Genomic DNA, 26,332 nt, shown 5'->3' with positions numbered 1-26,332 from the left:
CAGCCTTCCACAATCAAAGGGAGACTTAATGCCTCCCAGTCATCTTTATAGTTATCGCTAAACCATTGTCGCCATAAATCCTATAGATTATGCCGCTGATTTGATGAAGATTAAATGAATCAGTTTTAAAACCCAATCCATTGGCATGATCTTTTATATAAAAACTCCCATTAAAACCAACACCAACAGACTCTTTTTTTTCGGTATCATGGCACGAGCCCTTTATCGTAAAACTGATCATCCTCATGCCCGAACAAGAAAGCCTGCAACAAGACCCAATCATTGAACCCAGTAGTGACTTTGCATCCCACACCCCGATGATGCAGCAATATCTGAAAATGAAACGCGAACATGCCCATGCACTCTTGTTTTATCGCATGGGTGATTTTTATGAATTATTCTTTTCGGATGCGCATCGTGCCGCCAAGCTGCTCGGCATTACCCTCACCCATCGTGGCAAATCCGGTGGTGAGCCAATTCCAATGGCAGGCGTTCCTTATCATGCGGCTGAGGGCTACTTAGCACGTTTGGTAAAAGCAGGCGAAACTGTTGCCATTTGCGAGCAAGTGGGGGAAGTCACGGGTAAAGGCCCCGTTGAACGAAAAGTCGTTCGTGTACTCACCGCCGGAACATTAACGGATGAGGCCTTAATGCCCAGCCATCGCGCAGTGCGTATGGCTGCGCTTTGCCTACAAAAAAATCGTATCGGCATTGCCGTACTTGAACTGGCTGCTGGCACGCTTACGGTACAAGAACTTGGATTCGATCAAACGCGCCTCGCCATTGAATTGGCTCGCATTGCACCCGCAGAACTTTTGATTGACGAAAATACTGTTTCTGAGAGTCATGGCTTAAAAGATAAAATCAGCTTCGATGAACTGAAGTCTCTAGCTAACTCATCCACAAATACCGCAGCCATAACCCGTCGACCCAACGTTGATTTTGATCTTAAAAATGCCAATGAAACGCTCTGTCGACAATTTGGTGTCAGCACCTTATCTGGATTTGGGGTAGATCACTTACCCCTTGCACAGGCAGCCGCTGCTGCACTACTCCACTACGCCCGCGAAACCCAGCAAAGTAATCTGCCACATATCCGCAGTCTACGTTTAGAGTCCATGGACTCCTTTATCGCACTGGATCCGGTCACACGGCGTAATCTGGAAATTGTAGACCCCTTATTCGAGAATGGCACATCGCTGCTTGCACTGGTCGATGACTGTCAGACGGCTATGGGCAGTCGCTTACTTGCCCGCACACTCATGCAGCCACTGCGGGATACCAAAATACTCGATTCGCGGCTAGACGCAATCGCACGTTTAAAAAATGGCTTTCACGATGAACCGATTCGGATCGTACTCAAAAATATCGGTGATGTGGAACGTATCCTTGGACGTATTGCCCTTGGCACAGCCCGTCCACGAGACTTGGTGCAACTCCGTCAAACCTGTGGTCAGCTTCCCCTGCTCCACCATGCCTTAAAGCCAACACTGCAAGGTAAAGGCTGGGAGCAACTGGATGACAAAAGCCTTCTTGATGACCTCGCCAATCAACTTGGACAGTTCAGCGAAGTCTATGACTTACTGACCAGAGCCATCCACGACCAACCGCCTGTGCTCTTGCGTGAAGGTGGGGTGATTGCAGATGGTTTTGATGCCGAGCTTGATGAATTGCGTCAGATTCGAGATCATGCCAGCCAATATCTGCTCGATATGGAAACACGTGAACGTGCCGCAACGGGGATCAACACTCTAAAAATCGGCTATAACCGGGTCAGTGGTTACTTCATTGAACTCACACGTGCACAAGCCGAATCTGCACCAGCCCATTTTATTCGCAGACAAACGTTAAAAAATGCGGAACGTTATATTACCCCTGAGCTTAAAACCTTTGAAGATAAAGTACTCTCCAGTGATTCACGCGCACTGATTCGTGAAAAAGTCTTGTTTGAACAAATTCTGGATTATTTAAAACAACAACTTGCCCCCTTGCAAATGATGAGCTCAGCCATTGCCGACTTCGACGTACTCAGTAACTGGGCAAGCCAAGCGCGCTTGCGAAGCTGGGCACGACCAAGCTTTACCGCAGAATCTGTCATTGATATTGAAGGCGGACGACATCCTGTCGTTGAAGCGCTTAGTCGCGCACCATTCACACCGAATGATGTGTTCTTAAGCCAACAAAATCGTTTAATCCTCATTACTGGCCCTAACATGGGCGGTAAGTCGACCTACATGCGTCAAACCGCACTGATTGCCCTGCTTGCCTACTCTGGCAGTTATGTGCCTGCCAGCAAGGCCATATTAGGACCTATTGATCGCATCTTTACCCGTATTGGTTCTGCCGATGATTTATCCAGCGGTAAATCCACCTTTATGGTTGAAATGACCGAAACCGCGCAAATTCTGCATCATGCCACCAGTCAGTCGCTGGTGCTCATGGATGAAGTTGGACGGGGTACCAGTACCTATGACGGCTTATCTCTTGCCTGGGCATGTGTTTTAGACTTGGCAAAACGAATCAACTGTTTATGTCTCTTCGCAACGCACTACTTTGAACTCACTGAACTCGGTGAGCAGGCTGGTATTGAAAATCGCCATGTGGCGGCACGAGAAATTAATGGTGAACTGATTCTCTTACACCAAGTCCAAGATGGCGCCGCCAGTAAGAGCCATGGTTTACAAGTCGCTAAACTGGCAGGAATTCCTGCTTCAGTAATCAAGGAAGCACGTGGGCGTCTCCGTGCACTTGAGCGTCAGCAAGCTTTGCATTTGGGTCAAAACGATTTATTTGATCAAATTGAAGAACCTTTCATGGCTTATGAGAAAAATGAAGATATAAATCAACAAAATGATACTTCACCTGAGAACACACTGGTTTTGAATGAAATTGATGCCTTGAATGTAGATAATCTCACTCCTAAACAGGCGCTTGATATCTTATATCAGCTAAAGGAATTGGTATCGACTGCTAAAAAAGATTAAACTATTGCACATCCGATGAACCCACCGTTTTGATTCACGTTACAAGTTTGGCGTGTGCAACGGTTTTAAGACCCATTTTTTGACTTTAGGTAGCCAGCCGCCATGACCTTTGTTGTCACCGAAAACTGTATTAAATGTAAATACCAAGACTGTGTTGAAGTCTGTCCAGTAGATTGCTTCTATGAAGGTCCAAACTTTCTGGTCATTAATCCCGATGAATGTATTGACTGCGCACTTTGTGAACCAGAATGCCCTGCCAATGCCATTTTCTCTGAAGATGAGCTGCCTAAAGGTCAAGAAAAGTTCCTAGAACTGAATACTGAACTATCTGCAATCTGGCCAAACATCACGCAAATCGGTGAACGCCCTGCGGACGCTGCTGAATGGGATGGCAAACCGAATAAATTGGCACTGCTTGAGCGTTAATACTCAGACTCGCTAATTAAAGTCTTTTAGCCAATGCTCGTTTAGACTTGTTATAAAAAAACCGATCTCTTTCTATGAAGTGATCGGTTTTTTTATGGGCGCTTGCGGTGACACAATGCCGTATATCAGTAGCCCTGTTCAAAAGTAATATACGGCATGAGAACTCTCCCATACCAAGGAAGGGTTCTCGTCGATCATCATTAGTAAAGATAAAATTAACGAACCTGACCTGATAGCAAACGCCACAAGCTACGCTTCTTTAACGGCGCTTGCAATAACTCGTCAAGAGATGGCAAACGTTCCAGATGTTCTGGAATGATGCTATCCGGTAACTCTCCCATTAGACCTACGCGCCGCTCTGTACCAAATCGTGTCAGGAACCCCATCAAGGCAGCTTGGGCACCGACATTATGCTGCCAGCGCGCGCCTTCAGCCAAAGGCCAATCTAAACGGAAAGCTTCCGAGCTACTTGAACTATCGGCACGCTGAAATGCTTGATTGATGTTTTGCCATAACGTACGACGATCAGGATGATTCAACGCTTGGACTGAAACAAGCACAACCCACTCCCCAATCACACGCGCCTCTAAACTAAAACGCAGCACCTGCTCTACATGAACGGCTTCACTGGCTGCGATGGGTTGTGCAAAAGGTTGACGCGTCGGTTTTTCTGGGGCCGTCACTTCTTTAATTAGTGGTGGGTCTGACGCCTGAAGCAATGACTCTGTACGAGCAATATGTGCTGATGCCGTCGTTTGTATCGACGGCATCGGTGGCTTTGCTTCGTTACTGGAAGATATAGGCTGGGGTGCTGTGGTTATACTTTGCGTCTTAGCTACGACAACAGGCTGAACAGCTTCGATATGATTTTGTGCATTGAATACTTCAATCGCGTCATCACCCGGTTTCCCCCAAAGCGATATGGCAGCGATGCTCTGAATCGATTCAGTACGTTCAGCCCATACAGGGATACCCAATGCAGCAAGGATTGCCCGGGTATGTGCTTGGCGATGCGTCGACGACACGGACAACTACATCACCTCATCTGTTTGCGGATTGGCTTTGCCTTGGGTCGCGAGCCAATTCAGCGCATCAAGATAGGCTTTGGCACTGGCAATCACGATATCGGTGTCAGCACCCTGACCAGTAACGATACGTCCTTGCTGGTTCAAGCGTACGGCTACTTCACCTTGGCTGTCCGTACCACTGGTAATGGCATTGACTGAATAAAGCTCGAGTAAGGCACCAGATTTGGCAACCACTTCGATCGCTTTAAAAGTGGCATCCACAGGACCTGAACCGCTGGCACTAACAGGATGGACCTTGCCATCAACATTAAGAACCAGATGCGCGCGAGGCACTTGACCAGTCTTGCTGGTCACTTCCAGCTCTTCTAACACATATCGATTGACGACATCATCACCCTGATGGCCGCTGACCAGTGCATGTAGATCCTCATCAAAAATTTCACTCTTGCGATCCGCTAGCTCTTTGAAGCGAACAAATAATGCGTTAAGGGCATCATCAGAATCTGGTGTGATTCCTAAGGCTTCTAAGCGTGAACGGAATGCAGCACGGCCAGACAACTTGCCTAAAGTCAGCTTATTCGCATTCCAACCGACATCTTCAGCGCGCATAATTTCATATGTTTCGCGATGCTTCAGAATCCCATCTTGATGAATCCCTGACTCATGTGCAAACGCATTGGCACCCACGATTGCTTTATTCGGCTGTACCACATAACCCGTAATTGCAGAAACCAGACGAGATGAAGGTACAATTTCTTCGGTACGGATATTGGTCGTCACATTGTATAAATCTTTCCGTACACGGGTCGCCATCACGATTTCTTCGAGAGCAGCGTTCCCAGCTCGCTCACCTAGTCCATTGATCGTGCATTCAACCTGACGTGCACCCGCTTGCACCGCGGCCAAAGAGTTCGCAACAGCCATCCCCAAATCGTTATGGCAATGCGTCGACCAAATAACGCTATTGGCATTAGGGACACGTGCAATTAATTGCTCAAATCGCTGTGCATATAATGCAGGGTTCGAATAACCCACGGTGTCTGGTACATTGATGGTTTTTGCACCAGCACGAATAACCTCATCGAAGATACGGACCAAGAAATCAATTTCAGAGCGAACGGCATCTTCTGCCGAAAATTCGACATCATCGGTGAATTCCAGCGCGGTTTTAACCGCACGCACAGCGGCTTCCACAACTTGATCTTCATTCATTCGCAGTTTGTATTGCATATGAATCGGACTGGTTGCGATAAAGGTATGCACCCGACCCCGTTTCGCATGGCGAATCGCTTCTCCAGCACGGCGTATATCTTTATCATTGGCGCGCGCAAGGGAACAAATGGTTGAGTTTTGGATAATGCTTGAGATTGTCGAGATAGAATCAAAATCACCTTCACTTGCAGCAGCAAATCCCGCCTCAATCACATCGACCCCGAGTTTTTCTAACTGGCGTGCAATACGGATTTTTTCTTCTTTAGTCATCGATGCGCCGGGGCTTTGTTCGCCATCGCGTAACGTGGTATCAAAAATAATGAGTTGGCTAGGTGGATTAATGATTGGGCTACTCATAAAGCGATTCCTAAACTTAAGATAATCTAACTGCTTTCCTGCTTGATTTTTTTCGATGAATTCAATGAAAAAGCAGCAAACAACGTACAAAAAATAAAAACGCACAACTCAGCAAAACTGTACGCTAAGTTCAATAAAAAATGATGGGTTTATTGTGAGCCAATCTGAGAGAAACGTAAACTTAAAATGTATGGTTTGAGTGCGTTTATCAAATAGGATTTTAAAGAGAAATCATCATAGATCAATAAACGCAGAATCATTTTCAATGATGCATCATGAAATAAAAAACATCGCAGAATGCTGTTCTAGCAAGCTCATGCTTGGCATTCAAGAAAAGAAACTTGTCCTCAAATGCCAAGCGAAAGCTTAATGCCCTTTGGCAAATGGATCATTCGATAGCTCAGACTCGCTGTGTTGATGCGCAAGCATTTGATGCTCAGACACCGTTGGCTTTATGCCTAAGAAAACCATAACCCCTAAAACGGCAAGCACCCCGAATACAACAATGATTAACCACATGATCATACTCCCTTGACGCTACTTATATTGGTTTTTTGCTCTGATTGTGTTGATTATCAATACCATAACCATACAGCAAGAACATGAGTACACCAACTTCCAAATTCCTTTAAGAAAAGCAGCTATATAGATAAAGCTAGGCTTAGTCTCAAGAAAAATACTGAACATCCCCGATCACAGCTTATTCACTTAAGCTGTCAATATAATATGCACCTAATTCTATAGATTTACCAGAGATCACATCACAAACTTATCAATTAAATGTTTAAAAAACATCCTTTTTCATCCTTTTTCAACATTTGCCACTTGGTCATTTTTTACAGCCCATTTGATTAAAACTGAGTCGGTGACTTGCATCACATTTCTATTATGTTTCTTATTTATTCTGAATAAAATAGATCATAAATTTGCACAAACTGTATTTTCTGACATAAATAGTATGTTATATGGGCATTGCGGGTATGCGCGTGATTTGATTTTGTGCTGTCAATAAGAAAGGTTACTCCTATTCTTGACTCTAATACATCACATGCCCTCGTTGTATTTATGTGAACTAGTATACAAAAACTATATACCTAATTTCATTTTCTCCATAGAATCAGGCAACAAGCGTGAATGTATGTAAAGGAATGATCATCTGTCACTTACATACTTTAAAAGAGACTATCGATCCTCTATCGACTCATTAAAGGACATTTAAAATGAAAAAATATGGTGCAGAATTCTTCGGAACATTTTGGCTGGTATTTGGCGGCTGCGGTAGCGCAGTCCTCGCAGCGGGTTTCCCTGAACTTGGAATTGGATTTGCTGGCGTCGCACTGGCATTTGGTCTGACGGTCCTCACAATGGCCTTTGCAGTCGGTCATATCTCAGGTGGTCACTTCAATCCTGCGGTTTCTATCGGTCTTTGGGCTGGTGGTCGCTTCCCTGCAGGTCAACTCCTTCCTTACATCATTTCTCAAGTACTTGGTGGTATCGCTGCGGCGGCAGTGCTGTGGGTTATTGCCAGTGGTAAAGTCGGCTTTGATTCCACACAAGGTTTTGCCTTAAATGGTTATGATGCAGGCTCGCCAGGTGGATATTCACTGACATCGGCATTGGTTGCTGAAATTGTTCTGACTGCGTTCTTCCTGATTGTGATCTTAGGGGCAACAAGTAAACGCGCACCTGCTGGTTTTGCGCCAATTGCGATTGGTCTGGCGCTGACACTCATCCATTTAATCAGTATTCCCGTGACAAATACATCTGTCAATCCAGCACGTAGTACAGCAGTAGCTGTTGTTGCAGGTAATGCACTGGCGATTAAACAATTATGGTTATTCTGGGTTGCTCCAATTATCGGCGCGCTTCTGGGTGCGGGTGTTTATCGTTTTATTGGTAATAGTGATGATTAAGTAGTTATCGAATAAAAAAGACTGCCAAGGCAGTCTTTTTTATTCACTATCGATATCTATTCCACAAGCTCTTTTTCTTTAAGATCAATCACAGGGTTAACCAACTCATCCGTCGGAGCACCAGAATAAATCCCCTTCAATCCCTGATCCTTCCGATAATACTGTTCAGGGATAAAGACATCGACCTCAATCGCCTCCAATCGTGCTGCCAACGCCATAGCAACCAAACCTGCTTCGGTTTCGCTAATGATTCCAAGTTTCTTCGCTTCATCTGCTAATTCTTCGGCAGACCCTCTGCGCAGCTTGTGCAGTTTCTGAGCCTCGTGGATTCGAGCCAAAATAGGTTCGACTTCGCTCAACAAACGAAATGACTTCAGCAAACGTCCCAAGCCAGGGCTCTGGTTATTAGGCAAATGGATGCCATCAATTAAACGCAGATACTGCTCATTATAGCGCTGGATGGTTTGGGCGGCTTCGTGACTCATTGCATCACTCGGTGGATTCGCAAGCGGATTAATACGCAGTGGTAGCGTCATAAAGAAACGTAAAATGCTGCCTATGGCGCCATCAAAGTTTGCATAGATCCCTTCAAAAGCCTTTTGTGTCTCAGACAGCGCATGGGTCAACGCATAATCCACTAAAGGCAAATCTTCTGCCTTGCGTCCTTCAGCTTCAAAGCGACGCAGTGTTGCTGTACCCAGCAACATCCAAGCAAGCGCATCAGCATAACGCCCCGTCAACTTTCCACGCGCTTTAAGTTTACCCCCTATCGCAAACATCGCCATATTGGTGAGAAACCCAAAGCGCGCACCTGCCCATATCAAACGGCGATAGTACGTTTTCGTTTCTGGCGCGACGTCGGGCACACTCGCAAAAATACCGCGAGTCACACCATGGAAAAGAACGCGGAAGACACCGACCACAAACTGAACCATCCACGCGACCAAACTATTTCTAAACTGCTTCACATCATCTTTCTCGACCGCATCCACAACTTTGAGCGCATAAGGATGACAGCGTGTCGCCCCTTGGCCAAAGATGATCAATGTTCGAGTCAAAATGTTTGCGCCTTCCACTGTAACCCCGACAGGTGCTGAGCAATAAGTCTTGGCAAGGATATTGTTAGGTCCTTGCATCACGCCTGCGCCTGCACAGACATCCATACCGTCCTTGCCCAAGGCTTGAGAAATCTCGGTGGTATAAGACTTAAGCACTGCGGAAACAACAGGAGGATGAATGCCAGCATTGAGCGCAGAACAGCTAAACACGCGAGAAGCTTCGAGCAGGTAGCTCAGTGCAGCAATCTTACCGACCTTCTCCTCTACCCCTTCCATCAAACCAATCTGAATCCCAAACTGCTGACGCACCATCGAATATGCGCCTGTTGTTGCAACTACGGCCTTTGATGCACCAATCGCACCAGCAGGTAAACTGACTGCACGACCTCCTGCCAGTTGCTCCATCAGCATCCGCCAGCCATTACCGGCATTGGCCGGACCACCGATAATATCGTGAACAGAGACAACGACATCTTTACCAATGAGAGGACCATTATCAAAGGACTCCCCCATAGGATCATGATGATCACCGGAGCTAAACCCTTCAACGCCTTTATGAATCAGCACCGTGGTGATTCCGATATCCTCGCCTTTACCCAACAAGTTATTCGGGTCCGTCAGCTTACACGCCAGTGTCACCAGATTAGATACAGGCGCCAAGGTAATATAGCGTTTACGAAAGTTAAGTCGAATCTTGATATCACCGTTATCATCGCGAAAGACTTCACCTTCGGCCTTGATACTTGCGGCATCTGATCCTGCTGTTGGCTCAGTTAAGCCAAAACATGGAATGTATTCGCCACTAGCCAATTTCGGTAGATAGTTATTTTTCTGGTCTTCAGTCCCATAATGCTTAATCAGCTCTGCGGCACCCAACGAATTGGGGATAACAACATAAGTCCCTACCGTGAATGAATGAACATTGATCTTCGCCATAATGGTTGAAATGGCCAATGGAGAGAATTCTTTCCCACCATATTGTTTCGGAATCAAAAAGCTCATAAAGCCTTGTGCTTTGATAAAGGCTAATACGTCGTCAGGAACTTTTTTGGTTCGCAAGACTTCATACTGATCGACCATGGCGATTAGTTCTTCACACGGACCATCTAGAAAAGCCTGCTCTTCGGCATTAAGTAAAGAATAAGGCTGACGCAAAATCTCGTCAAAATCGGGTTTCCCAGCAAAGAATCCGCCATCGATCCAAACGTGCCCCGCTTCAAGCGCCTGACGTTCTGTATCGGAAATTTTGGGTAAGATTTTATTAGACTGCATCCACTTCATGATGAGAGAGAACATCGCTACACCTCTTTATTGAATCAACAAGTCACAAGAAAAATACTTTTATTGCTAATAATAAAAACTTAAAGACCTTGGTTGGTCAATATGAACACTATGCTTGGTGCAAGCCGTGTATATCTGGAAAATGTCACTCAAGCAGAGTACACACCACTGTGGGTGGTTTAAAGAATAAAGCGGGTTTACGGGATCTATAAATGTAAGAAATTCTGTCGAATCAATTGAAAGTATACTGCAATTGACTAAAGACTAGCCGACTTGATTGTATAGCTTAGGCAAATTATGAATGTTTGTTGTATCAGATGGTCAGTGAAGCCGATTTGAATATCTAATTCAGCGCATGCTGATATCCGACCTTTTATGCTAGTCTGTGCCCCATCTTGATTAACTAACCTCTCAACATGATGCGATCTCATCCTCTTGTTCTTCTTGGCGGTTCATTCGATCCGATTCATAACGGACATTTGTGGATGGCACATGAGGTTAATCAAGAGATTGCAGCACATGGGATACAAGCCGAAATCAAGTTTCTTCCCACAGCAGGCTCTCCTTTTAAAAATACCGCAACGAGTACTAAACATCGTCTTGCCATGCTGAAGCAGGCACTGCGTGATACCCCTTTTTCAATTGATCGTACTGAAGTTTATTTACAGCCTCCGACTTACACGCTTGATACACTCTCCCTGATTCGTCAACGTATTGGTCCTGATCGCCCGCTCATTTTTGTACTCGGTCAAGATAGTTTTGACAGTCTGCCACGATGGAAAGGCGGCTATGAACTGCTCAAACTGACACATCTATGGGTCTTTCCTCGTATAGAACAGCAAGAGCAAGCAATCTTGACTCTACCTGACGCACTCATGGGAAAAAAAGCTTTAACAACGGAACAATTATTAAAAAAACCACAAGGACTTATTTTTACTGATGAAAAAATGCCCCCAGAAATCAGTAGCACGCTGATTCGTCAACATCTTGCAACATCTGAGCAGGTAAAATTGCTTAAAAAATCGCTTCCAGCACGTGTTATGGGGTATAATAAGAGCACCAAACTATATGGATTTACCTCCCCGTATGAATCTTGAACCTACTACAGGTCATTCATCCCCTGCCTCGCAAAGCAATTTAAACGCGGGCAACTTGAAACAAAACTCTTTAAAAGATCGCACCTTAAATGAGTCTGCAGCACCTGCAACAAATACTGCAAACCAAAATTCTTCAATGACAAGCGCACAAGAAGTAGCGGCTTGCCTTGAGGTTGTTCGTCTCGCTCTGGCAGATGTCAAAGCACAGAATGTCGTTGAATTGGATGTCCAAGGCATCAGCAATGTGTCTGATGTATTGGTTATTGCCAGCGGCACATCGACTCGTCATGTGAAAGCATTGGCCAACAATGTCTCTGAAGAATGCAAAAAAGCAGGCTTCCGACCAATCGGCATGGAAGGTGAGCGTGATGCTGAGTGGATTCTAGTCGACTTCGGCCTAGTTGTCGTTCATGTGATGCTGCCTACTGCACGCACATTCTACGACCTCGAGAGTCTTTGGAAACCTAAAGCCTAATCAAAGCGTAATCTTAATCGCTGATATCAAACATTGATTGTCATACGAGCCGCACACGCGGCTCGTATTGTTTTATATTGCCTCTTCAATTCAAAAGATTCCTTACAAGAGAATATCCATGAAAATTCGCTTACTCACTATTGGTCAAAAGATGCCAGACTGGGTCCAAACGGGTTTTGATGATTATTTTAAGCGCGTGCAGCCACTCATCACCGTGCAATTGGTCGAATTGCCCATGGCAAAACGTGGAAAATCCGACTCAGCCGCAGAGATACACAAGTATTGCCAAATTGAGGGTCAAGCGATTCTGAGCAGTTTGCAGCCTAGAGAGCGTCTGATTGCGCTTGAAGTGGGTGGACGCAATCTGACCACGGAGAAACTTGCGACGACAATGCAAAGCTGGATGCTCGATGGTTTAGATATTGCCCTAGCTGTTGGTGGTCCCGATGGACTATCTGACGAAGTGCGACAAAAAGCTGAATGGCATTGGTCATTATCACCACTCACCCTCCCTCACCCTCTGGTTCGCGTGATCATGATCGAACAACTCTATCGCGCCATGAGTATCAATAATGGTCATCCTTATCATCGCGCTTAACTGCTGAGATCACCCCCATTATGACTTACGCAACACTTCCCGCCCTTTTTATCTCACACGGTTCGCCCATGATGGCGGTCGATGCTGGGCAGGCCAGTGATGCCATGTTTCGACTGTCCAATAATTTACCACAGCCCAATGCCATAGTGGTCGTATCTGCTCATTGGCTTAGCGATACTCTGGAAATCTCGACGGCCATGCGTCCTGAAACCTGGCACGACTTTAGCGGTTTTCCACCGGAGCTCTATCAAATTCGCTACCCTGCGGCAGGAAGCCCAGCGCTTGCTGAGCGGATTATTCATATTTTGGATTTAGCAGGGATTACTGCTCACGGTAATGCGCTACGTCCTCGCGATCACGGCGTCTGGGCACCACTACGGCATTTATACCCTGATGCTAATATCCCCGTCGTACAGATTTCTATTCCAACCCACTACAGTCCGGCACAACTGCGTGATCTAGGCAGAGCCTTAATCAGTCTACGTGGGCAGCAAATTTTATTGATTGGCTCAGGTAGCATCACGCATAACCTACGGGCTTTGTCTTTCCGTGATCCTCATGCAATGCCTGAAGATTGGGCTAAAAATTTTAAAAACTGGATGATTCAAAAACTCGGCTCTCACAGCTATGATGAGGTCTTAAACTGGAGAAATGAAGCGCCCTATGCCAAGCAAAACCATCCTACGGATGAACACCTTTTACCTTTATTTTTCACCATGGGTGCGGGCGAGCGTTTTAATGTAGTGCACTCCAGTTTCTCTATGGGGTCACTGGGCATGGATATTTATCGCTTTGATTAAATCCGATAGTGATGCAAAAAAAGCAACTCACCAAAATGTCCACTTGTAAAATAATCCCCCGTTCAAAGCTGAACTCGTTAAAATACTCCACCTTAAATAACATGCACCGCTTAACCATAGGCTCAACGAACCCTCATGCACGCCGACCAACTTCAGCTCATTGCCCTTATTGATGCCGCACTACCACAATGGCAATGTGCGCAATGTGGCACGCCCGGATGCCTGCCTTATGCTGAAGCGGTCGTAAAAGGCGAAGCGATTAATCTCTGCGTGCCCGGTGGTGATCCCATGGTCAAGACCCTAGCGGCATTGACCAATCGCCCCATTGAACCCGTGGCTTTAGGCAGTTACCCCCTGCTTGAAGATGGTCGCCCGCAAGCAGTACGCGCTGTCATTCGTGCAGATGAATGCATCGGCTGCACCAAATGTATTGATGCTTGTCCGGTCGATGCCATTCTGGGTTCAGGAAAAATGATGCATACGGTGCTCACTGACTTATGTACAGGCTGCGAGCTTTGTCTACCGCCGTGTCCTGTCGATTGCATCGATATTATTCCTGTTGATCTCAGTGCATACCAAGGCAGTGCGTTAATAGAGTTGCGTGATCAAGAATTCAAACAAGAGCAAGTTGATTTACGTCAGCGCTTTACGGCCAAACAGCTCCGTGAAACTGCAAAGCAATCCATCAAATTATCCGCCTCAAGATTCGCCAATCAAAATGCAATCTTACCGAGTATTGTTTCAAATGCCGAAGTGTCTGCTGTAAAAGAGCACATTGTATCTACTGAAACGTTATCGACTGACAGCAACACGTCATCCATTGCACCTGATCCAATCACTCAAATTCAGCTCGCAACCCTGCGTAGCCAGATCAAAAAACTGGAGAAGCAACTCAGCATCATGCCCAATGATGAGAAGAAAAAATCCGATTTAATCCAACTACAAACCAAGCTCAGTCAGCTTACTCAAGAATCGACATGAGTACCACATCATGAAAAAAGCCAATATTGAAGAATTTTTTGCACGACTCAAAGCTCAACGTCCCGAACCACGCACCGAGCTTGAATACACCACTGCCTTTGAATTATTGATTGCCGTTTTGCTGTCTGCCCAAGCCACGGATGTCGGGGTCAATAAAGCGACAGCAATCCTCTACCCTGTCGCTAATACCCCTCAAGCTATTTTGGACATGGGGTTGGACACACTCAAAACCTATATAAAAACAATTGGACTGTTTAATACCAAAGCCGTCAATATCATCAAAACCTGTCAAATCTTGGTCGATAAGTATCAAGGCGAAGTTCCCAATACACGCGAGGGGCTTGAAGAACTTCCGGGTGTCGGACGTAAAACCGCCAACGTAGTCCTCAACACCTACTTTGGACAACCGACAATGGCTGTCGATACACATATCTTTCGAGTTAGTAACCGCACTACGCTTGCTCCAGGCAAAACCGTCGAGGTGGTTGAAGATAAGCTCATCAAAGTCATTCCCAAGCACTACATCATGGATGCACATCATTGGCTCATTCTACACGGTCGCTATACCTGTAAAGCTCGATCCCCGCTCTGTGGCGAATGTATAGTCAGTGATTTGTGTGACTGGAAAGAACGATTTGATTATGGGGTTTCTAATCCTATTGAATCATAAACCTTATTCACCCTCTGTAACATGTAACACCTGACAATCAAGCCCCCCTGTAGCAGGAACTTTTTGGTCAATAAAGAAATCATAGAACCAAGTCATTAAGTAGAAACAATAAGGCCTGTAGTCAAAATAATTGACTACAGGCCTTACTTATAATGGATTAGCCTTCTTGCAGTTGCTTGATAATCGCTGGATTTTCCAGTGTAGAAATATCCTGCGTAATCGCATCACCGCGTGCAATAGAACGCAATAAACGGCGCATGATTTTGCCACTGCGCGTCTTGGGTAAGGCATCACTGAAACGTATATCCGCAGGACGAGCAATCGCACCAATCTCCTGACCGACAAAGGCTTTCAGGGTCTTGATCATTTCAAGGGCAGCATCACCCGTAGGGCGCTCGCCTTTCAGCGTCACAAAGGCAACAACCGCCTCGCCTGTCACCTCATCAGGACGCCCCACAACAGCCGCTTCAGCCACAAGAGGATTGGCCACGAGAGCCGACTCTATTTCCATTGTTCCTAAGCGATGACCAGAAACATTCAATACGTCATCGGTACGACCTAGAATCCAGAAATAACCGTCCTCATCGCGCATAGCGCTATCGCCTGCGACATAGCGTCCGCCAAATTCCTCAGGGAAATAGGCCGTTTTAAAACGCTCAGGATCACGCCACAATGTCCGCACCATCGAAGGAAATGGGCGTTCAATGACCAACGTACCAGCTTCACGGGGTGCCGTTGGCTGTAAGACTTCATCCAGAATATTGATCGACAACCCTGGCAATGGGAACGCGCAAGAACCGGGTTTGGTCGCAACAGCTCCCGGTAATGGCGTCAACATTTGACTTCCGGTTTCAGTCTGCCACCAAGTGTCCACAATGGGACAACGAGCACCACCAACCACGTTGTAGTACCAGATCCATGCTTCGGGGTTAATCGGTTCCCCCACACTTCCCAGCAAACGCAGCGAAGATAGATCGTGCTTCGTAGGTAAATCTGCACCTAATTTAATCAGTGAGCGAATTGCTGTCGGTGCGGTGTAGAAGATCGAAACTTTGTGCTTCTCAATCATCTGCCAAAATCTTGAAGCATCCGGAAAAGTCGGAACCCCTTCAAAAACCACCTGAGTGGCACCCGCTGCCAATGGCCCATAGGCAACATAGCTATGGCCAGTAATCCAGCCCACATCTGCCGTACACCAAAATACGTCATTGGGCTGCTGATCAAAAGTCCATTTAAAGCTTTGCAATGCGCCAAGCAAATAACCGGCACTAGAGTGCTGTACGCCTTTAGGCTTACCCGTTGAACCTGATGTGTATAAAATAAATAAGGGATGCTCAGCAGAGACCCACACCGGCGGACAATCTGTCGTTTGTTGTGCGGTTAAATCATGCCACCAGATATCGCGTGCCTGCATGACTGTCTCGGTTTGATCACGCGCCCAGACAACCACATGCTCAACCAAATGATTGGACTGTGCGACAGCCTCATCGACGGTCTTCTTCAGCTCGATGGGTTTACCGCCTCGATAGCCAACATTGGCCGTAATGACTACTTTGGCTTCCGCATCAATAATGCGCTCTGCAAGACTTTTGGAGGAAAATCCCCCAAAGACCACAGAATGGATGGCCCCTAGTCGCGCGCAGGCTTGCATGGCAACCACAGCATTGGCCACCATGGGCATATAGATAATGACCCGATCGCCAGCAACCACGCCCAAAGACTTAAGACCATTGGCAAATAGGCAAACACGCTCATAGAGTGTTTGATAAGTAATATATTCGGCAGAACCATCATCCGCTTCCGCGATTAAAGCGACTTTATCCGCTTGTGTCCCCAGATGACGATCCAGGCAATTGAAAGAGACATTAAGTGTGCCGTCGGCAAACCACTGATAAAAAGGGGCCTGCGTTTCATCCAAACCTTGGGTAAAAGGCTTCTCCCAAGTCAGTAACTCACGTGCGCGATGACTCCAAAATGCATCCAGATCAAGATCAGCTTCACGCTTGAGTTGGGCAAAGGTATCGGCATCAAGCGTTGTTTGGGCAAGATATGCCGCGCTAGGTGGAAATACGCGGTTTTCATGAAGTACGGAGGCATGGCTTTCAGTATTGGCTGTGCTGCTGACGGCTGTCATTGTTAAATATCCCTTGTCGACGAGTCGTTATCAATTGGTTATAAATTACCATAAAAAAGCACGCTGAATGGCGTGCCCAATAATAAGACATCATGACATAACAATAACTCAACAGCAGTCGCAAAAACTGACAATTTGAATGACTTAGCCCATTAAACTAGTGCGGATTTGCCAATTTTGGAGGCACATCGGACTGCCCACGCCAACGTAGCACACGCTGACGAATACTATCCATGCCAATAAATACAATGGGCGTGGTATACAGGGTCAAAAGCTGACTCAAAATTAAACCACCGACAATCGCAATACCCAGTGGCTGACGCATCTCTGCACCATCACCATGACCAAGCGCAAGAGGGACCGCCCCGAGCATCGCGGCCATGGTTGTCATCATGATCGGCCTAAAGCGTAACTGACAGGCCTCATAAATCGCATCCCGCGCACTTAAGCCTTGCTGGCGCTGTGCCTGCAATGCAAAATCGATCATCATGATGGCATTTTTCTTCACAATCCCGATCAAAAGCAGAATTGCGATTAAGGCAATAATGCTAAATTCAGTGTTGAAGAGCATGAGTGCTAATAATGCCCCAACGCCCGCTGAGGGGAGCGTCGACAAAATTGTAATCGGATGAATATAGCTCTCATACAATACGCCAAGCACGATATACATCGTGAGTAATGCCGCCAAGATCAACATCGGCTGAGAATTGAGAGAATCCTGAAATGCTTTGGCATTGCCCTGAAAACTGCCATGAACCGATGTGGGAACACCTAAACGCGCCATCGTATCGTTAATCACTGCTGTTGCATCCGATAACGATTTGCCTTGAGGTAAGTTGAACGAAATGGTTGTGGCAACAAACTGGCCTTGGTGATTTACGGTAAGCGAAGTAAATGTCGGTTCATAATGGGCCACAGCAGACAGAGGAACCTGCTTGCCTGATGACGTAATCATGTAAATGCTTTTCAAGGCCTCAGGGCTTTGCCAATACTCCGGCGCAACCTCCATGACTACATGATACTGATTCAATGGCATATAAATGGTCGATACCTGTCGTTGACCAAATGCATCATTGAGTGTGGAATCAACCTGTGAAACGGTCAAATTAAGCCGTGCAAGTTCATCACGATTCATCACCAGCGTCGTTTGTGAACCCTTTCCTTGCTGATCCGTGTTGACATCGGCAAGCACTGGAGACTTTGCCAATTCGGCTTGGATCTTCGGCGCCCACTCATTCAAGGTCGCAATATCATCCGCTTGTAAGGTGTATTGATACTGCGCTTGACTTGCTCGTCCACCCACTCGAATATCTTGCACCGCTTGCAAAAATAATGTCGCACCCGGCTCATGAGCAAGTTTCTTGCGCAAGCGTGCGATTACAGCATCCGCATTATCGGTGCGCTCGGACAGCGGCTTTAAGGCAATAAACATATTGCCGCCATTCACCTGACCACCACCGGTAAAACCGACCACCGTATCTACATCCGGATCTTTTTTGACGATCAACATGAAGTCTTGTAGTTTCTGACGCATGGCCTGAAACGAGATACTCTGATCCCCTTGAATCTGCCCCATCAATCGTCCTGTGTCTTGCTGAGGAAAGAAGCCTTTAGGCACAATCACGTAGAGATAGACATTCAAACCGACAGTAATGAGTAAGATCAACAGCATAATGCCACGGTGCACAAGCGCCCATGCCAAAGACCTGCGATAGCCATCTAGCAGATAGTTAAAGAAATTTTCACTGGCCTGAAAAAGCTTACCATTTGGCTTCTTTTCCTTAATTGGACGTAACAGCCTTGAGCACATCATCGGTGTCAGTGTGAGCGACACGACGAGTGAGACCAAGATCGCAGCCGATAACGTCACAGCAAACTCATGAAAAAGCCGACCAATGATGCCGCCCATCATCAGAATAGGAATAAATACGGCAATCAAGGAAATGCTCATCGAAACCACGGTGAAGCTGACTTCACGGGCGCCTTGTAAGGCAGCCGCCATCGGTTCCATCCCCTCTTCGATATGACGGGTAATGTTTTCCAGAACCACAATCGCATCATCCACCACAAAACCAGTGGCAACCGTCAACGCCATGAGTGACAGGTTATTCAGACTAAACCCTGCCATATACATAATGCTAAAGGTTCCCAGCAATGAAATGGGCACAGCCATGCTGGGAATTAAAGTTGCACGACCATTACGCAGGAATATGAAGACCACCATGATCACCAGACCAATCGAGATAATCAGCGTCTCCTCAACACTCTCTAGCGAAGCACGAATGGTCGGTGTGCGGTCATTGGCAACTTTGACGTCAATTGCGGCAGGCATCGACGCCTGCATTTGTGGCAACAAATCCCGGATACGTTGTACCGTCTCTAGAATGTTTGCACCCGGTTGGCGATTAATAATCACCAACACTGAGGGTTCACCTGCAGACATCCCCGCATTGCGGATATTTTCAACAGAGTCCGTAACGGAAGCAACGTCTGATAGCCGAACCGCATTGCCATTGTTATAGCTGATGATCAGGGGAATATATTCTTGGGCAGTCTTGGCTTGATCACTGGCATAGATCTGCCAATGCTGATCTCCCTTTTCCAGTGAACCCTTGGGGCGATTGGCATTGGCACCTGCGAGTGTCGTACGAACAGTTTCAAGCGCAATACCATATTTATTCAGCGCCGTTGGATTAAGCTCTACCCGCACGGCCGGCAGTGAACTCCCGCCCACACTCACCTGCCCCACCCCCTGAACTTGAGCGATCTTTTGCGCAAGGATCGTGGATGCCGCATCATACATCTGACCTTGGCTCATGGTTTTTGAGGTCAGCGCCAAAATCATGACCGGCGCATCGGCCGGATTTACCTTCCGATAGCTTGGGTTACTCGGCATCCCAGAAGGCAGTAAGCTACGTGCAGCATTAATCGCCGCTTGCACATCACGTGCGGCACCATCGATATCACGATTGAGATCAAATTGCAGTGTCACACGGGTTGAACCCAGTGAACTGCTCGATGTCATTTCCGTGATACCCGCAATCCGCCCAAGTGATCGCTCTAGCGGGGTCGCAACCGTTGAAGCCATGGTTTCAGGCGATGCACCGGGCAAGGACGCCTGCACAGAAATGGTCGGATAATCGACCTGTGGCAGCGGTGAGACAGGTAGCAAATTAAATGCCACGATCCCCGACAATGCGATGCCGAAGCTCAGCAGTGTGGTTGCCACTGCCCGCTTGATAAAAATCGCTGAAAAACTCATAACGCACTGCCGCCTGATGAACGTGCCTGAGCATTTGATCGTTTCTCACGCCATGCGACAACACGTAAGCGAGCGCGCTCAAAGGTCAGATAGATCACCGGGGTCGTAAACAAGGTCAACACTTGACTCACCAGCAGACCACCAACCATGGTAATCCCAAGTGGATGACGTAATTCGGACCCCACACCACTACCAATCATCAGTGGCAATGCACCAAGCAATGCAGCTAAAGTCGTCATCAGGATAGGACGGAAACGTAATAAACACGCTTGATAGATCGCCTCTCGCGGGGATTTCCCCTCGACACGCTCAGCCTCGACGGCAAAGTCGATCATCATAATTGCGTTCTTTTTGACAATACCGATCAACAGAATCACGCCAATAATGGCAATGACGCTTAAGTCTGTCCCCGATAATAATAATGCTAACAGCGCACCAATCCCCGCTGAAGGCAATGTCGAAAGAATAGTCACAGGATGGATGTAGCTTTCATACAATACGCCAAGCACGATATACATCACCACAATAGCAGCAAGAATCAGCCACAATTGATTGGAGAGTGCGGCCTGAAAAGCCAGCGCTGCGCCTTGAAATTCAGTTTGAATGCTACTTGGCATAGCAATCTCTTTCTCAGCGGCTTCAATTGCTTTGACGGCGTCCCCAAGGGATGCGCCCTTGGCTAAATTGAATGAGATTGTATTCGCTGGGAACTGACCCAAATGGTTAATAACCAAAGAACTAGGCTGCTCCACCACGTGGGCAACCGTAGACAAAGGCACTTGACGACTCGATACACTGGTTGTCGTACTGGTGGTCCCTGTACTTCCCGATGAGGCGGATAGATTTGATGTGGTCGTGGTATTCGCAGTCACATACAGATCATTGAGTGAAATGGGACCGTTTCGGAATTCAGGCTTAACTTCAAGCACGACACGATACTGATTCGACTGAGTAAAAATCGTCGAGACTAGACGCTGCCCATAAGCACTATACAGCGCACTATCAATGGTTGCCGGGGTAATCCCCAAACGCCCTGCCGCATCACGATCAATATCGATATACGCTTGTAAGCCTTTGTTTTGCTGATCGCTTGCCACGTCAGCCAGTTCTGGGATCTGGCTTAAACGATCAACCAGCTTAGGCACCCACGTCGCAAGCTCTGCCGGATCCGCATCCTGCAACGTGAACTGATACTGTGTCCGACTCACCCGATCTTCGATGGTCAAATCCTGTACGGGCTGCATAAATAAGGTAATGCCCGAAACCTCAGCAATTTTAGGTTGCAGGCGACGGATCACATCCGATGCAGAATCACGCGTACCGTGCGGTTTCAGATTAATCAGCATCCGACCACTGTTGAGAGAGGTATTGGTACCATCGACACCAATAAATGAAGTCAGGCTGTCTACCGCTGGGTCTTTGAGGACTACATCCGCCAGAGCCTGCTGCCGTTCTGCCATTCCTTCAAAAGAAATAGACTGCGTCGCATCAGAAATACCTTGGATGACGCCTGTATCCTGTAGCGGGAAGAATCCTTTGGGCACTACCACATACAGCAATACAGTAATCAACACGGTGACCGTTGCGACAATCAGCGTGAGCCCTTGGCGGTCCAGCACCCAAGTCAACATCTTGCCGTAACGAGCAATTATCCGATCAAAGAAACGCCCACTGGCATGATAGAAACGCCCCTGCTCCGCTTCCGGCACATGACGGAGCAGCTTGGCACACATCATGGGTGTCAGTGTCAGTGAGACAACCGCTGAAATTAAAATCGCTACCGCAAGGGTAATCGCAAACTCACGGAATAAACGTCCGACCACATCACCCATAAAAAGCAATGGAATCAAAACCGCTATCAGGGAAATGGTCAGAGAAATAATCGTAAAACCAATTTGCTTGGAACCTTTGAGCGCGGCTTCAAGCGGCGTATCGCCCTCTTCAATATAACGCGAAATATTTTCGATCATCACAATAGCATCATCGACCACAAACCCTGTTGCAATCGTTAGCGCCATTAAGGTCAGGTTATTAATGGAAAAACCTGCCAGATACATGACACCAAAGGTGCCGATCAAGGACAAAGGCACTGCAATACTGGGAATAATAGTCGCTGAAACGCTTCTTAAAAAAACAAAAATCACCATGACCACGAGCACAACAGCCAACATCAACTCAAACAACGTATCCGTGACTGAGGCGCGAATAGTCGTGGTTCGATCGGTTAGGACTTCAACATCCAGTGACTGTGGCAGGCCTTGCTTGAGCTGAGGCAGTAATTGATTGATCCGATCAACCACATCAATCACATTAGCACCGGGCTGACGTTGAATGTTTAAGATCATGGCTGGCGTCTTATTGGCCCATGCAGCGAGATGCGTATTTTCAGCACCATCTATCGTATCCGCGACATCAGATAAACGCACCGGTGCGCCATTACGATATGCAAGGACGAGATTTTTATACTCTTCCGCTGATTTGAGTTGATCATTGGCGTCAATTGTAGAGGCCCGCATTGGCCCATCAAAGCTCCCTTTGGCCTGATTGGTATTGGCATTTCCAATCGCAGTACGCACATCATCGATATTCAAACCATAAGAAGCCAGTGCGGTCGGATTGGCTTGAATACGAACAGCAGGACGCTGCCCACCCGATATACTCACCAAGCCCACACCTGGAATCTGTGAGATCTTCTGGGCCAAACGCGTATCGACCATGTCCTCAACTTGCGGCAAGGTTAGCGTTTTTGATGAAATCGCAATGGTGAGAATCGGCGTATCGGCTGGATTAACTTTACTGTAAATCGGCGGCATGGGCAGATCAGTAGGCAGTAAATTGTTACCCGCATTAATCGCTGCCTGTACTTCCTGCTCAGCAATATCAAGACTCAAAGACAAATCGAACTGCAAGGTAATCACCGATGCACCGCCTGAACTGGTCGATGACATCTGTTTTAAGCCGGGCATTTGTCCAAATTGGCGCTCAAGCGGTGCTGTAATTGAGGACGTTGTGACGTCCGGGCTTGCACCTGGATATAAGGTCACCACTTGAATCGTCGGATAATCGACTTCCGGTAACGCAGAAATCGGCAATAAACGATAGGCCATGAAGCCTGCGAGTAAAATCGCAAGCATCAACAGGGACGTCGCTACGGGACGTAAGATAAATATGCGTGATGGATTCATATCAGCCTCCGACTACGAGGCTGTCTGATGGCGATGACCGTGATGCGCGCCACTACCCGCTGCGCTTTGAGCCGCCCCTTCAGCCTGGGGCTGGATAACTTTAACCTTGCCACCATCCTTCAGCTTGTCCGCACCGTCAAACACCACCTGTTCACCAGCTTTCACGCCGCTAATCACGCCGGTATTGTCACCATCCACTGAGCCGAGGGTTACAGGACGGGCTTCTACAGTACTGTCCGCATTCACTACAAAAACAAAAGTCCCTTTGGCCCCGCGCTGAATCGCGGCAGAAGGCAGTAGCGTCACATCATGCTGTGTCTCAACCAGCATGCGAACATTCACAAATTGATTGGGATATAGATTTTCTGAGGTATTGGCAAACTCAGCTTTGAGTTTTAATGTGCCTGTCGTGGCATCGATGCCATTGTCTAAACTTTTAAGGATGCCACTATCTAACTTATTTTTCTGAGCACGATCCAAGGCATCAACGCTCAGTGTTTTTCCACTATGAACTTGTTTTAAGACGCTCTGTACATTGTCTTCGGGGATCGAATAGGTCACGTTGATGGGCTGAAATTGATTGATCACCACCACACCATTCGCATCTGAGGCATGAACGATATTACCCACATCCACTTGGCGTAAACCTAGACGACCACTAACTGGTGCTGTAACACGGGAATAAGTCAAATTCAAACGAGCACTATCCACTTGGCCCTGATCCGATTTAACCGTACCCTCATATTGTTTGACTAAGGCTTGTTGTTGATCAACTTGCTGTTGTGATACAGAGCCCTGTTTAACCAATGACTGATAACGTACCAAATCCTGACGCGCACTGACCAATTGCGCTTGATCACGAGCGAGTTGACCTTCGGCTTGGGTCAAAGCAACCTGATAAGGACGCGGATCAATTTGCAGCAGTAAATCCCCTTTTTTGACGATCTGACCTTCGTTAAAATTAACCGAAACCAACTCACCATCCACGCGAGGATGTACCGTCACAGAGCTCCTAGGAACCACACTGCCCAATGCTTCGATATACACATTCAAATCACCAGCGGCCAAAACCTTTGTTTGTACCGGCATCGGTTGATTCATGCCTGGCCCACCCCGTTTGCCTTGACCACCTGCGGCTTTATTTGCGGCTCCCGCAGGATGAAAATGGCGCCAAGTGAAGCCAATAATCAGCACTACGATCAGGACAAACAATGCCCATTTAGCCCATCTTTTCCAAGCAGGCTGTGAGGCTTTTGGAGGGAGATTCGATGGAGAATTTGGCTGTGGTTCAGTAGACATAATAAGTCCAATTAAAATCGGTTGGGTCAAAAATTTAGAATAAAACAGTTCTTATGCTTAGCAATCAAATCGAAAGAAATATGGCAAAAAAAAGAAGCAGGCCACAATAAAAATTCTTTAAAAATAGTGCAATCCTGAATATAAACTCGTTTTACACTATTTTATCAATTCAATATGACAATAAGCACTTAAGAAAAAAAGAGGTCTCTTGTACTCATGAAGTACGGGAGAAAGAACGCGCTCCATGCAGAGCACACAAAACTTCAAACAAGATATATCATCTGCCAATCATGACAACACAATCAGCAGAAAATATGGAGAAGGCTTAATGTTATGTAATATCAAGCCTTAATCATTATTGTAAGTAACAACATTAAGCGAAATTTTACGCTCGATGTTTATGCAAAGCGACCTAACCCCACAGCCTTACGTAGACGAGCCATAAACGGCGTAGCTTCATCACGAGCGCGCTCTGCACCGCGAGTAAGGACTTGCTCAATATAAGCAGGATTTTGCATCAGCTCGGTATAGCGAGCACGCGGCTCAGTCAAGACACCATTGAGATATTCAAACAATTCGTTTTTGGCTGCACCCCAGCCTATCCCTTCGAAATATTTCACACGCATTGCTGCAGTTTCTTCCGCTGTTGCAAATGCAGAATAAATCTCGAATAGAGAACAGGTATCGGGATCTTTTGGCTCACCCGGTTCAAGGGAGTTGGTTGTAATCTTACGCACAAGCTTCAACAATTCTTTTTCGGTCGAAAACAGTGGAATGGTATTGTTATAGCTTTTAGACATTTTACGGCCATCAAGTCCCACGAGAACATCGGTCGTTTCATCGACAACGGCTTCAGGGAGCGTAAAAAACTCCTCTTTAAATAAGTAATTAAAACGCGTAGCAATATCACGTGCCATTTCGATGTGTTGAATCTGATCACGGCCAACAGGAACTTTATGCGCGTTAAACAGCAGGATATCGGCTGCCATTAGCACTGGATAGCCAAATAGACCCATGGTGACGCCCTTATCGTCATCCTGCCCTTCGGCCTGATTGTCTGCAACAGCCGCTTTATAAGCATGCGCGCGGTTCATACGACCTTTATCACAGACACACGACAGTAACCACATCAGCTCTGTCGTCTCAATCACATCAGATTGACGATAAAAAATGGCATTATCGGTATTTAAACCTAATGCCAACCAAGTTGCAGCAATCTCTAGGCGTGACTGCTGTACACGTGCGGGGTCTTGGCTTTTGATTAAGGCATGCAAATCTGCCATGAAATAGTAAGACTGAACATTGGGATCAAGACTGGCTTGAATTGCCGGGCGGATAGCGCCGACATAATTACCGAGATGAGGAGTACCCGTGGTGGTAATACCCGTAAGGACACGGGTTTTGCTTGCTGTATTGGTCATGGAAAGTCGGATCTTTATCTATCAAATTTCAAGTCTGGCAAGTGTAGCCTGAACTCGAAGCGAAGGCGATAACTAGTCCTCAGCATTTCTGTTGATTGTCTCGCATGCTTTATACAACGATCTCTTTAGCCCTATCGTTTTTATAGAGAAA

General features: G+C 46.8%; 18 protein-coding genes. 9 read left to right on the top strand and 9 right to left on the bottom strand.

The window, feature by feature from the left end; genetic code table 11:
* The first annotated feature begins 245 nt into the window (after positions 1–245).
* Positions 246–2,984 (top strand): DNA mismatch repair protein MutS, encoded by a 2,739-nt coding sequence (gene mutS / locus ACLHG7_RS14335; protein ID WP_410211680.1) that lies wholly within the window; start codon positions 246–248, stop codon positions 2,982–2,984.
* 102 nt (positions 2,985–3,086) lie between these two features.
* Positions 3,087–3,410, top strand: coding sequence for a ferredoxin FdxA (gene fdxA, locus ACLHG7_RS14330; protein WP_114899242.1), 324 nt, complete (start codon positions 3,087–3,089; stop codon positions 3,408–3,410).
* A 215-nt stretch (positions 3,411–3,625) separates the two neighbouring features.
* Here fdxA and ACLHG7_RS14325 read toward each other — a convergent pair whose 3' ends face one another.
* From ACLHG7_RS14325 to ACLHG7_RS14315, 3 genes are all read right to left on the bottom strand, one after another.
* Positions 3,626–4,441: a hypothetical protein gene (locus ACLHG7_RS14325; protein ID WP_410211679.1), complete on the bottom strand. Its 816-nt coding sequence runs from the start codon at positions 4,439–4,441 to the stop codon at positions 3,626–3,628.
* The gene (locus tag ACLHG7_RS14320) at positions 4,442–6,007 is read right to left on the bottom strand and encodes a 2-isopropylmalate synthase (protein WP_410211678.1); all 1,566 of its coding nucleotides are present in this window, start codon (positions 6,005–6,007) and stop codon (positions 4,442–4,444) included.
* A gap of 366 nt (positions 6,008–6,373) precedes the next feature.
* The gene (locus ACLHG7_RS14315) at positions 6,374–6,526 is read right to left on the bottom strand and encodes a hypothetical protein (RefSeq protein WP_410211677.1); all 153 of its coding nucleotides are present in this window, start codon (positions 6,524–6,526) and stop codon (positions 6,374–6,376) included.
* A 701-nt stretch (positions 6,527–7,227) separates the two neighbouring features.
* Between ACLHG7_RS14315 and aqpZ the strand changes: the two genes are divergently transcribed.
* Entirely contained in the window at positions 7,228–7,920 is a 693-nt protein-coding gene (gene aqpZ / locus ACLHG7_RS14310) for an aquaporin Z (RefSeq protein WP_114899246.1), read from the top strand.
* A 56-nt stretch (positions 7,921–7,976) separates the two neighbouring features.
* Here the strand turns inward: aqpZ and ACLHG7_RS14305 are convergent, their stop codons facing one another.
* On the bottom strand, positions 7,977–10,274 hold the full coding sequence (locus ACLHG7_RS14305) for an acyl-CoA dehydrogenase (protein ID WP_410211676.1): 2,298 nt from the start codon (positions 10,272–10,274) through the stop codon (positions 7,977–7,979).
* A 401-nt stretch (positions 10,275–10,675) separates the two neighbouring features.
* On the opposite strand from ACLHG7_RS14305, the gene nadD reads away from it, so the two are divergent.
* The 6 genes from nadD (at position 10,676) to nth (ending at position 14,880) form a co-directional block, all read left to right on the top strand.
* Complete coding sequence (gene nadD, locus ACLHG7_RS14300) at positions 10,676–11,356, top strand: nicotinate (nicotinamide) nucleotide adenylyltransferase (RefSeq protein ID WP_410211675.1); 681 nt, start codon at positions 10,676–10,678, stop codon at positions 11,354–11,356.
* A gap of 136 nt (positions 11,357–11,492) precedes the next feature.
* The gene (gene rsfS / locus ACLHG7_RS14295; protein WP_114900707.1) at positions 11,493–11,831 is read left to right on the top strand and encodes a ribosome silencing factor; all 339 of its coding nucleotides are present in this window, start codon (positions 11,493–11,495) and stop codon (positions 11,829–11,831) included.
* Positions 11,832–11,949: 118 nt separating this feature from the next.
* Positions 11,950–12,429 (top strand): 23S rRNA (pseudouridine(1915)-N(3))-methyltransferase RlmH, encoded by a 480-nt coding sequence (rlmH, locus tag ACLHG7_RS14290; protein WP_410211674.1) that lies wholly within the window; start codon positions 11,950–11,952, stop codon positions 12,427–12,429.
* 20 nt (positions 12,430–12,449) lie between these two features.
* The gene (locus ACLHG7_RS14285; protein ID WP_410211673.1) at positions 12,450–13,229 is read left to right on the top strand and encodes a DODA-type extradiol aromatic ring-opening family dioxygenase; all 780 of its coding nucleotides are present in this window, start codon (positions 12,450–12,452) and stop codon (positions 13,227–13,229) included.
* 135 nt (positions 13,230–13,364) lie between these two features.
* Positions 13,365–14,210, top strand: a complete 846-nt coding sequence (locus ACLHG7_RS14280) for an RnfABCDGE type electron transport complex subunit B (protein ID WP_410211672.1) — start codon at positions 13,365–13,367, stop codon at positions 14,208–14,210.
* A 10-nt stretch (positions 14,211–14,220) separates the two neighbouring features.
* Entirely contained in the window at positions 14,221–14,880 is a 660-nt protein-coding gene (gene nth / locus ACLHG7_RS14275; protein WP_410211671.1) for an endonuclease III, read from the top strand.
* A 157-nt stretch (positions 14,881–15,037) separates the two neighbouring features.
* Here the strand turns inward: nth and acs are convergent, their stop codons facing one another.
* The 5 genes from acs to trpS all read right to left on the bottom strand — a co-directional run bounded on the left by acs (position 15,038) and on the right by trpS (position 26,181).
* A complete protein-coding gene (acs, locus tag ACLHG7_RS14270) occupies positions 15,038–17,014 on the bottom strand; it encodes an acetate--CoA ligase (RefSeq protein ID WP_410211670.1) in 1,977 nt (658 codons plus the stop codon).
* Between the two features lie 157 nt (positions 17,015–17,171).
* Positions 17,172–20,276, bottom strand: coding sequence for a multidrug efflux RND transporter permease subunit (locus tag ACLHG7_RS14265; protein ID WP_410211669.1), 3,105 nt, complete (start codon positions 20,274–20,276; stop codon positions 17,172–17,174).
* Positions 20,273–23,461, bottom strand: a complete 3,189-nt coding sequence (locus ACLHG7_RS14260) for an MdtB/MuxB family multidrug efflux RND transporter permease subunit (protein ID WP_410211668.1) — start codon at positions 23,459–23,461, stop codon at positions 20,273–20,275. The genes ACLHG7_RS14265 and ACLHG7_RS14260 overlap by 4 nt, the downstream gene beginning before the upstream one ends.
* A 12-nt stretch (positions 23,462–23,473) precedes the next feature.
* Positions 23,474–24,760 carry an MdtA/MuxA family multidrug efflux RND transporter periplasmic adaptor subunit gene (locus ACLHG7_RS14255; RefSeq protein WP_410211667.1) on the bottom strand — a complete coding sequence of 429 codons (1,287 nt, stop codon included), beginning with the start codon at positions 24,758–24,760 and terminating at the stop codon, positions 23,474–23,476.
* 398 nt (positions 24,761–25,158) lie between these two features.
* Positions 25,159–26,181: a tryptophan--tRNA ligase gene (gene trpS, locus ACLHG7_RS14250; protein ID WP_410211666.1), complete on the bottom strand. Its 1,023-nt coding sequence runs from the start codon at positions 26,179–26,181 to the stop codon at positions 25,159–25,161.
* Positions 26,182–26,332: the final 151 nt, after the last annotated feature.

It is taken from the genome of Aquirhabdus sp. (assembly GCF_046462495.1).
Lineage (GTDB): Bacteria > Pseudomonadota > Gammaproteobacteria > Pseudomonadales > Moraxellaceae > Aquirhabdus.
This window is presented reverse-complemented; position numbering and strand designations above follow the sequence as displayed.

Excerpts from the sequence above, each read along its gene's own strand:
- ACLHG7_RS14315 (WP_410211677.1), bottom strand. The coding sequence starts at position 6,526 with ATGTGGTTAATCATTGTTGTATTCGGGGTGCTTGCCGTTTTAGGGGTT.
- ACLHG7_RS14255 (WP_410211667.1), bottom strand. The coding sequence starts at position 24,760 with ATGTCTACTGAACCACAGCCAAATTCTCCATCGAATCTCCCTCCAAAA.
- trpS (WP_410211666.1), bottom strand. The coding sequence starts at position 26,181 with ATGACCAATACAGCAAGCAAAACCCGTGTCCTTACGGGTATTACCACC.
- rsfS (WP_114900707.1), top strand. The coding sequence starts at position 11,493 with ATGACAAGCGCACAAGAAGTAGCGGCTTGCCTTGAGGTTGTTCGTCTC.
- ACLHG7_RS14285 (WP_410211673.1), top strand. The coding sequence starts at position 12,450 with ATGACTTACGCAACACTTCCCGCCCTTTTTATCTCACACGGTTCGCCC.
- ACLHG7_RS14265 (WP_410211669.1), bottom strand. The coding sequence starts at position 20,276 with ATGAGTTTTTCAGCGATTTTTATCAAGCGGGCAGTGGCAACCACACTG.
- acs (WP_410211670.1), bottom strand. The coding sequence starts at position 17,014 with ATGACAGCCGTCAGCAGCACAGCCAATACTGAAAGCCATGCCTCCGTA.
- fdxA (WP_114899242.1), top strand. The coding sequence starts at position 3,087 with ATGACCTTTGTTGTCACCGAAAACTGTATTAAATGTAAATACCAAGAC.
- aqpZ (WP_114899246.1), top strand. The coding sequence starts at position 7,228 with ATGAAAAAATATGGTGCAGAATTCTTCGGAACATTTTGGCTGGTATTT.
- ACLHG7_RS14260 (WP_410211668.1), bottom strand. The coding sequence starts at position 23,461 with ATGAATCCATCACGCATATTTATCTTACGTCCCGTAGCGACGTCCCTG.
- rlmH (WP_410211674.1), top strand. The coding sequence starts at position 11,950 with ATGAAAATTCGCTTACTCACTATTGGTCAAAAGATGCCAGACTGGGTC.
- nth (WP_410211671.1), top strand. The coding sequence starts at position 14,221 with ATGAAAAAAGCCAATATTGAAGAATTTTTTGCACGACTCAAAGCTCAA.
- nadD (WP_410211675.1), top strand. The coding sequence starts at position 10,676 with ATGATGCGATCTCATCCTCTTGTTCTTCTTGGCGGTTCATTCGATCCG.
- ACLHG7_RS14320 (WP_410211678.1), bottom strand. The coding sequence starts at position 6,007 with ATGAGTAGCCCAATCATTAATCCACCTAGCCAACTCATTATTTTTGAT.
- ACLHG7_RS14280 (WP_410211672.1), top strand. The coding sequence starts at position 13,365 with ATGCACGCCGACCAACTTCAGCTCATTGCCCTTATTGATGCCGCACTA.
- ACLHG7_RS14305 (WP_410211676.1), bottom strand. The coding sequence starts at position 10,274 with ATGTTCTCTCTCATCATGAAGTGGATGCAGTCTAATAAAATCTTACCC.
- mutS (WP_410211680.1), top strand. The coding sequence starts at position 246 with ATGCCCGAACAAGAAAGCCTGCAACAAGACCCAATCATTGAACCCAGT.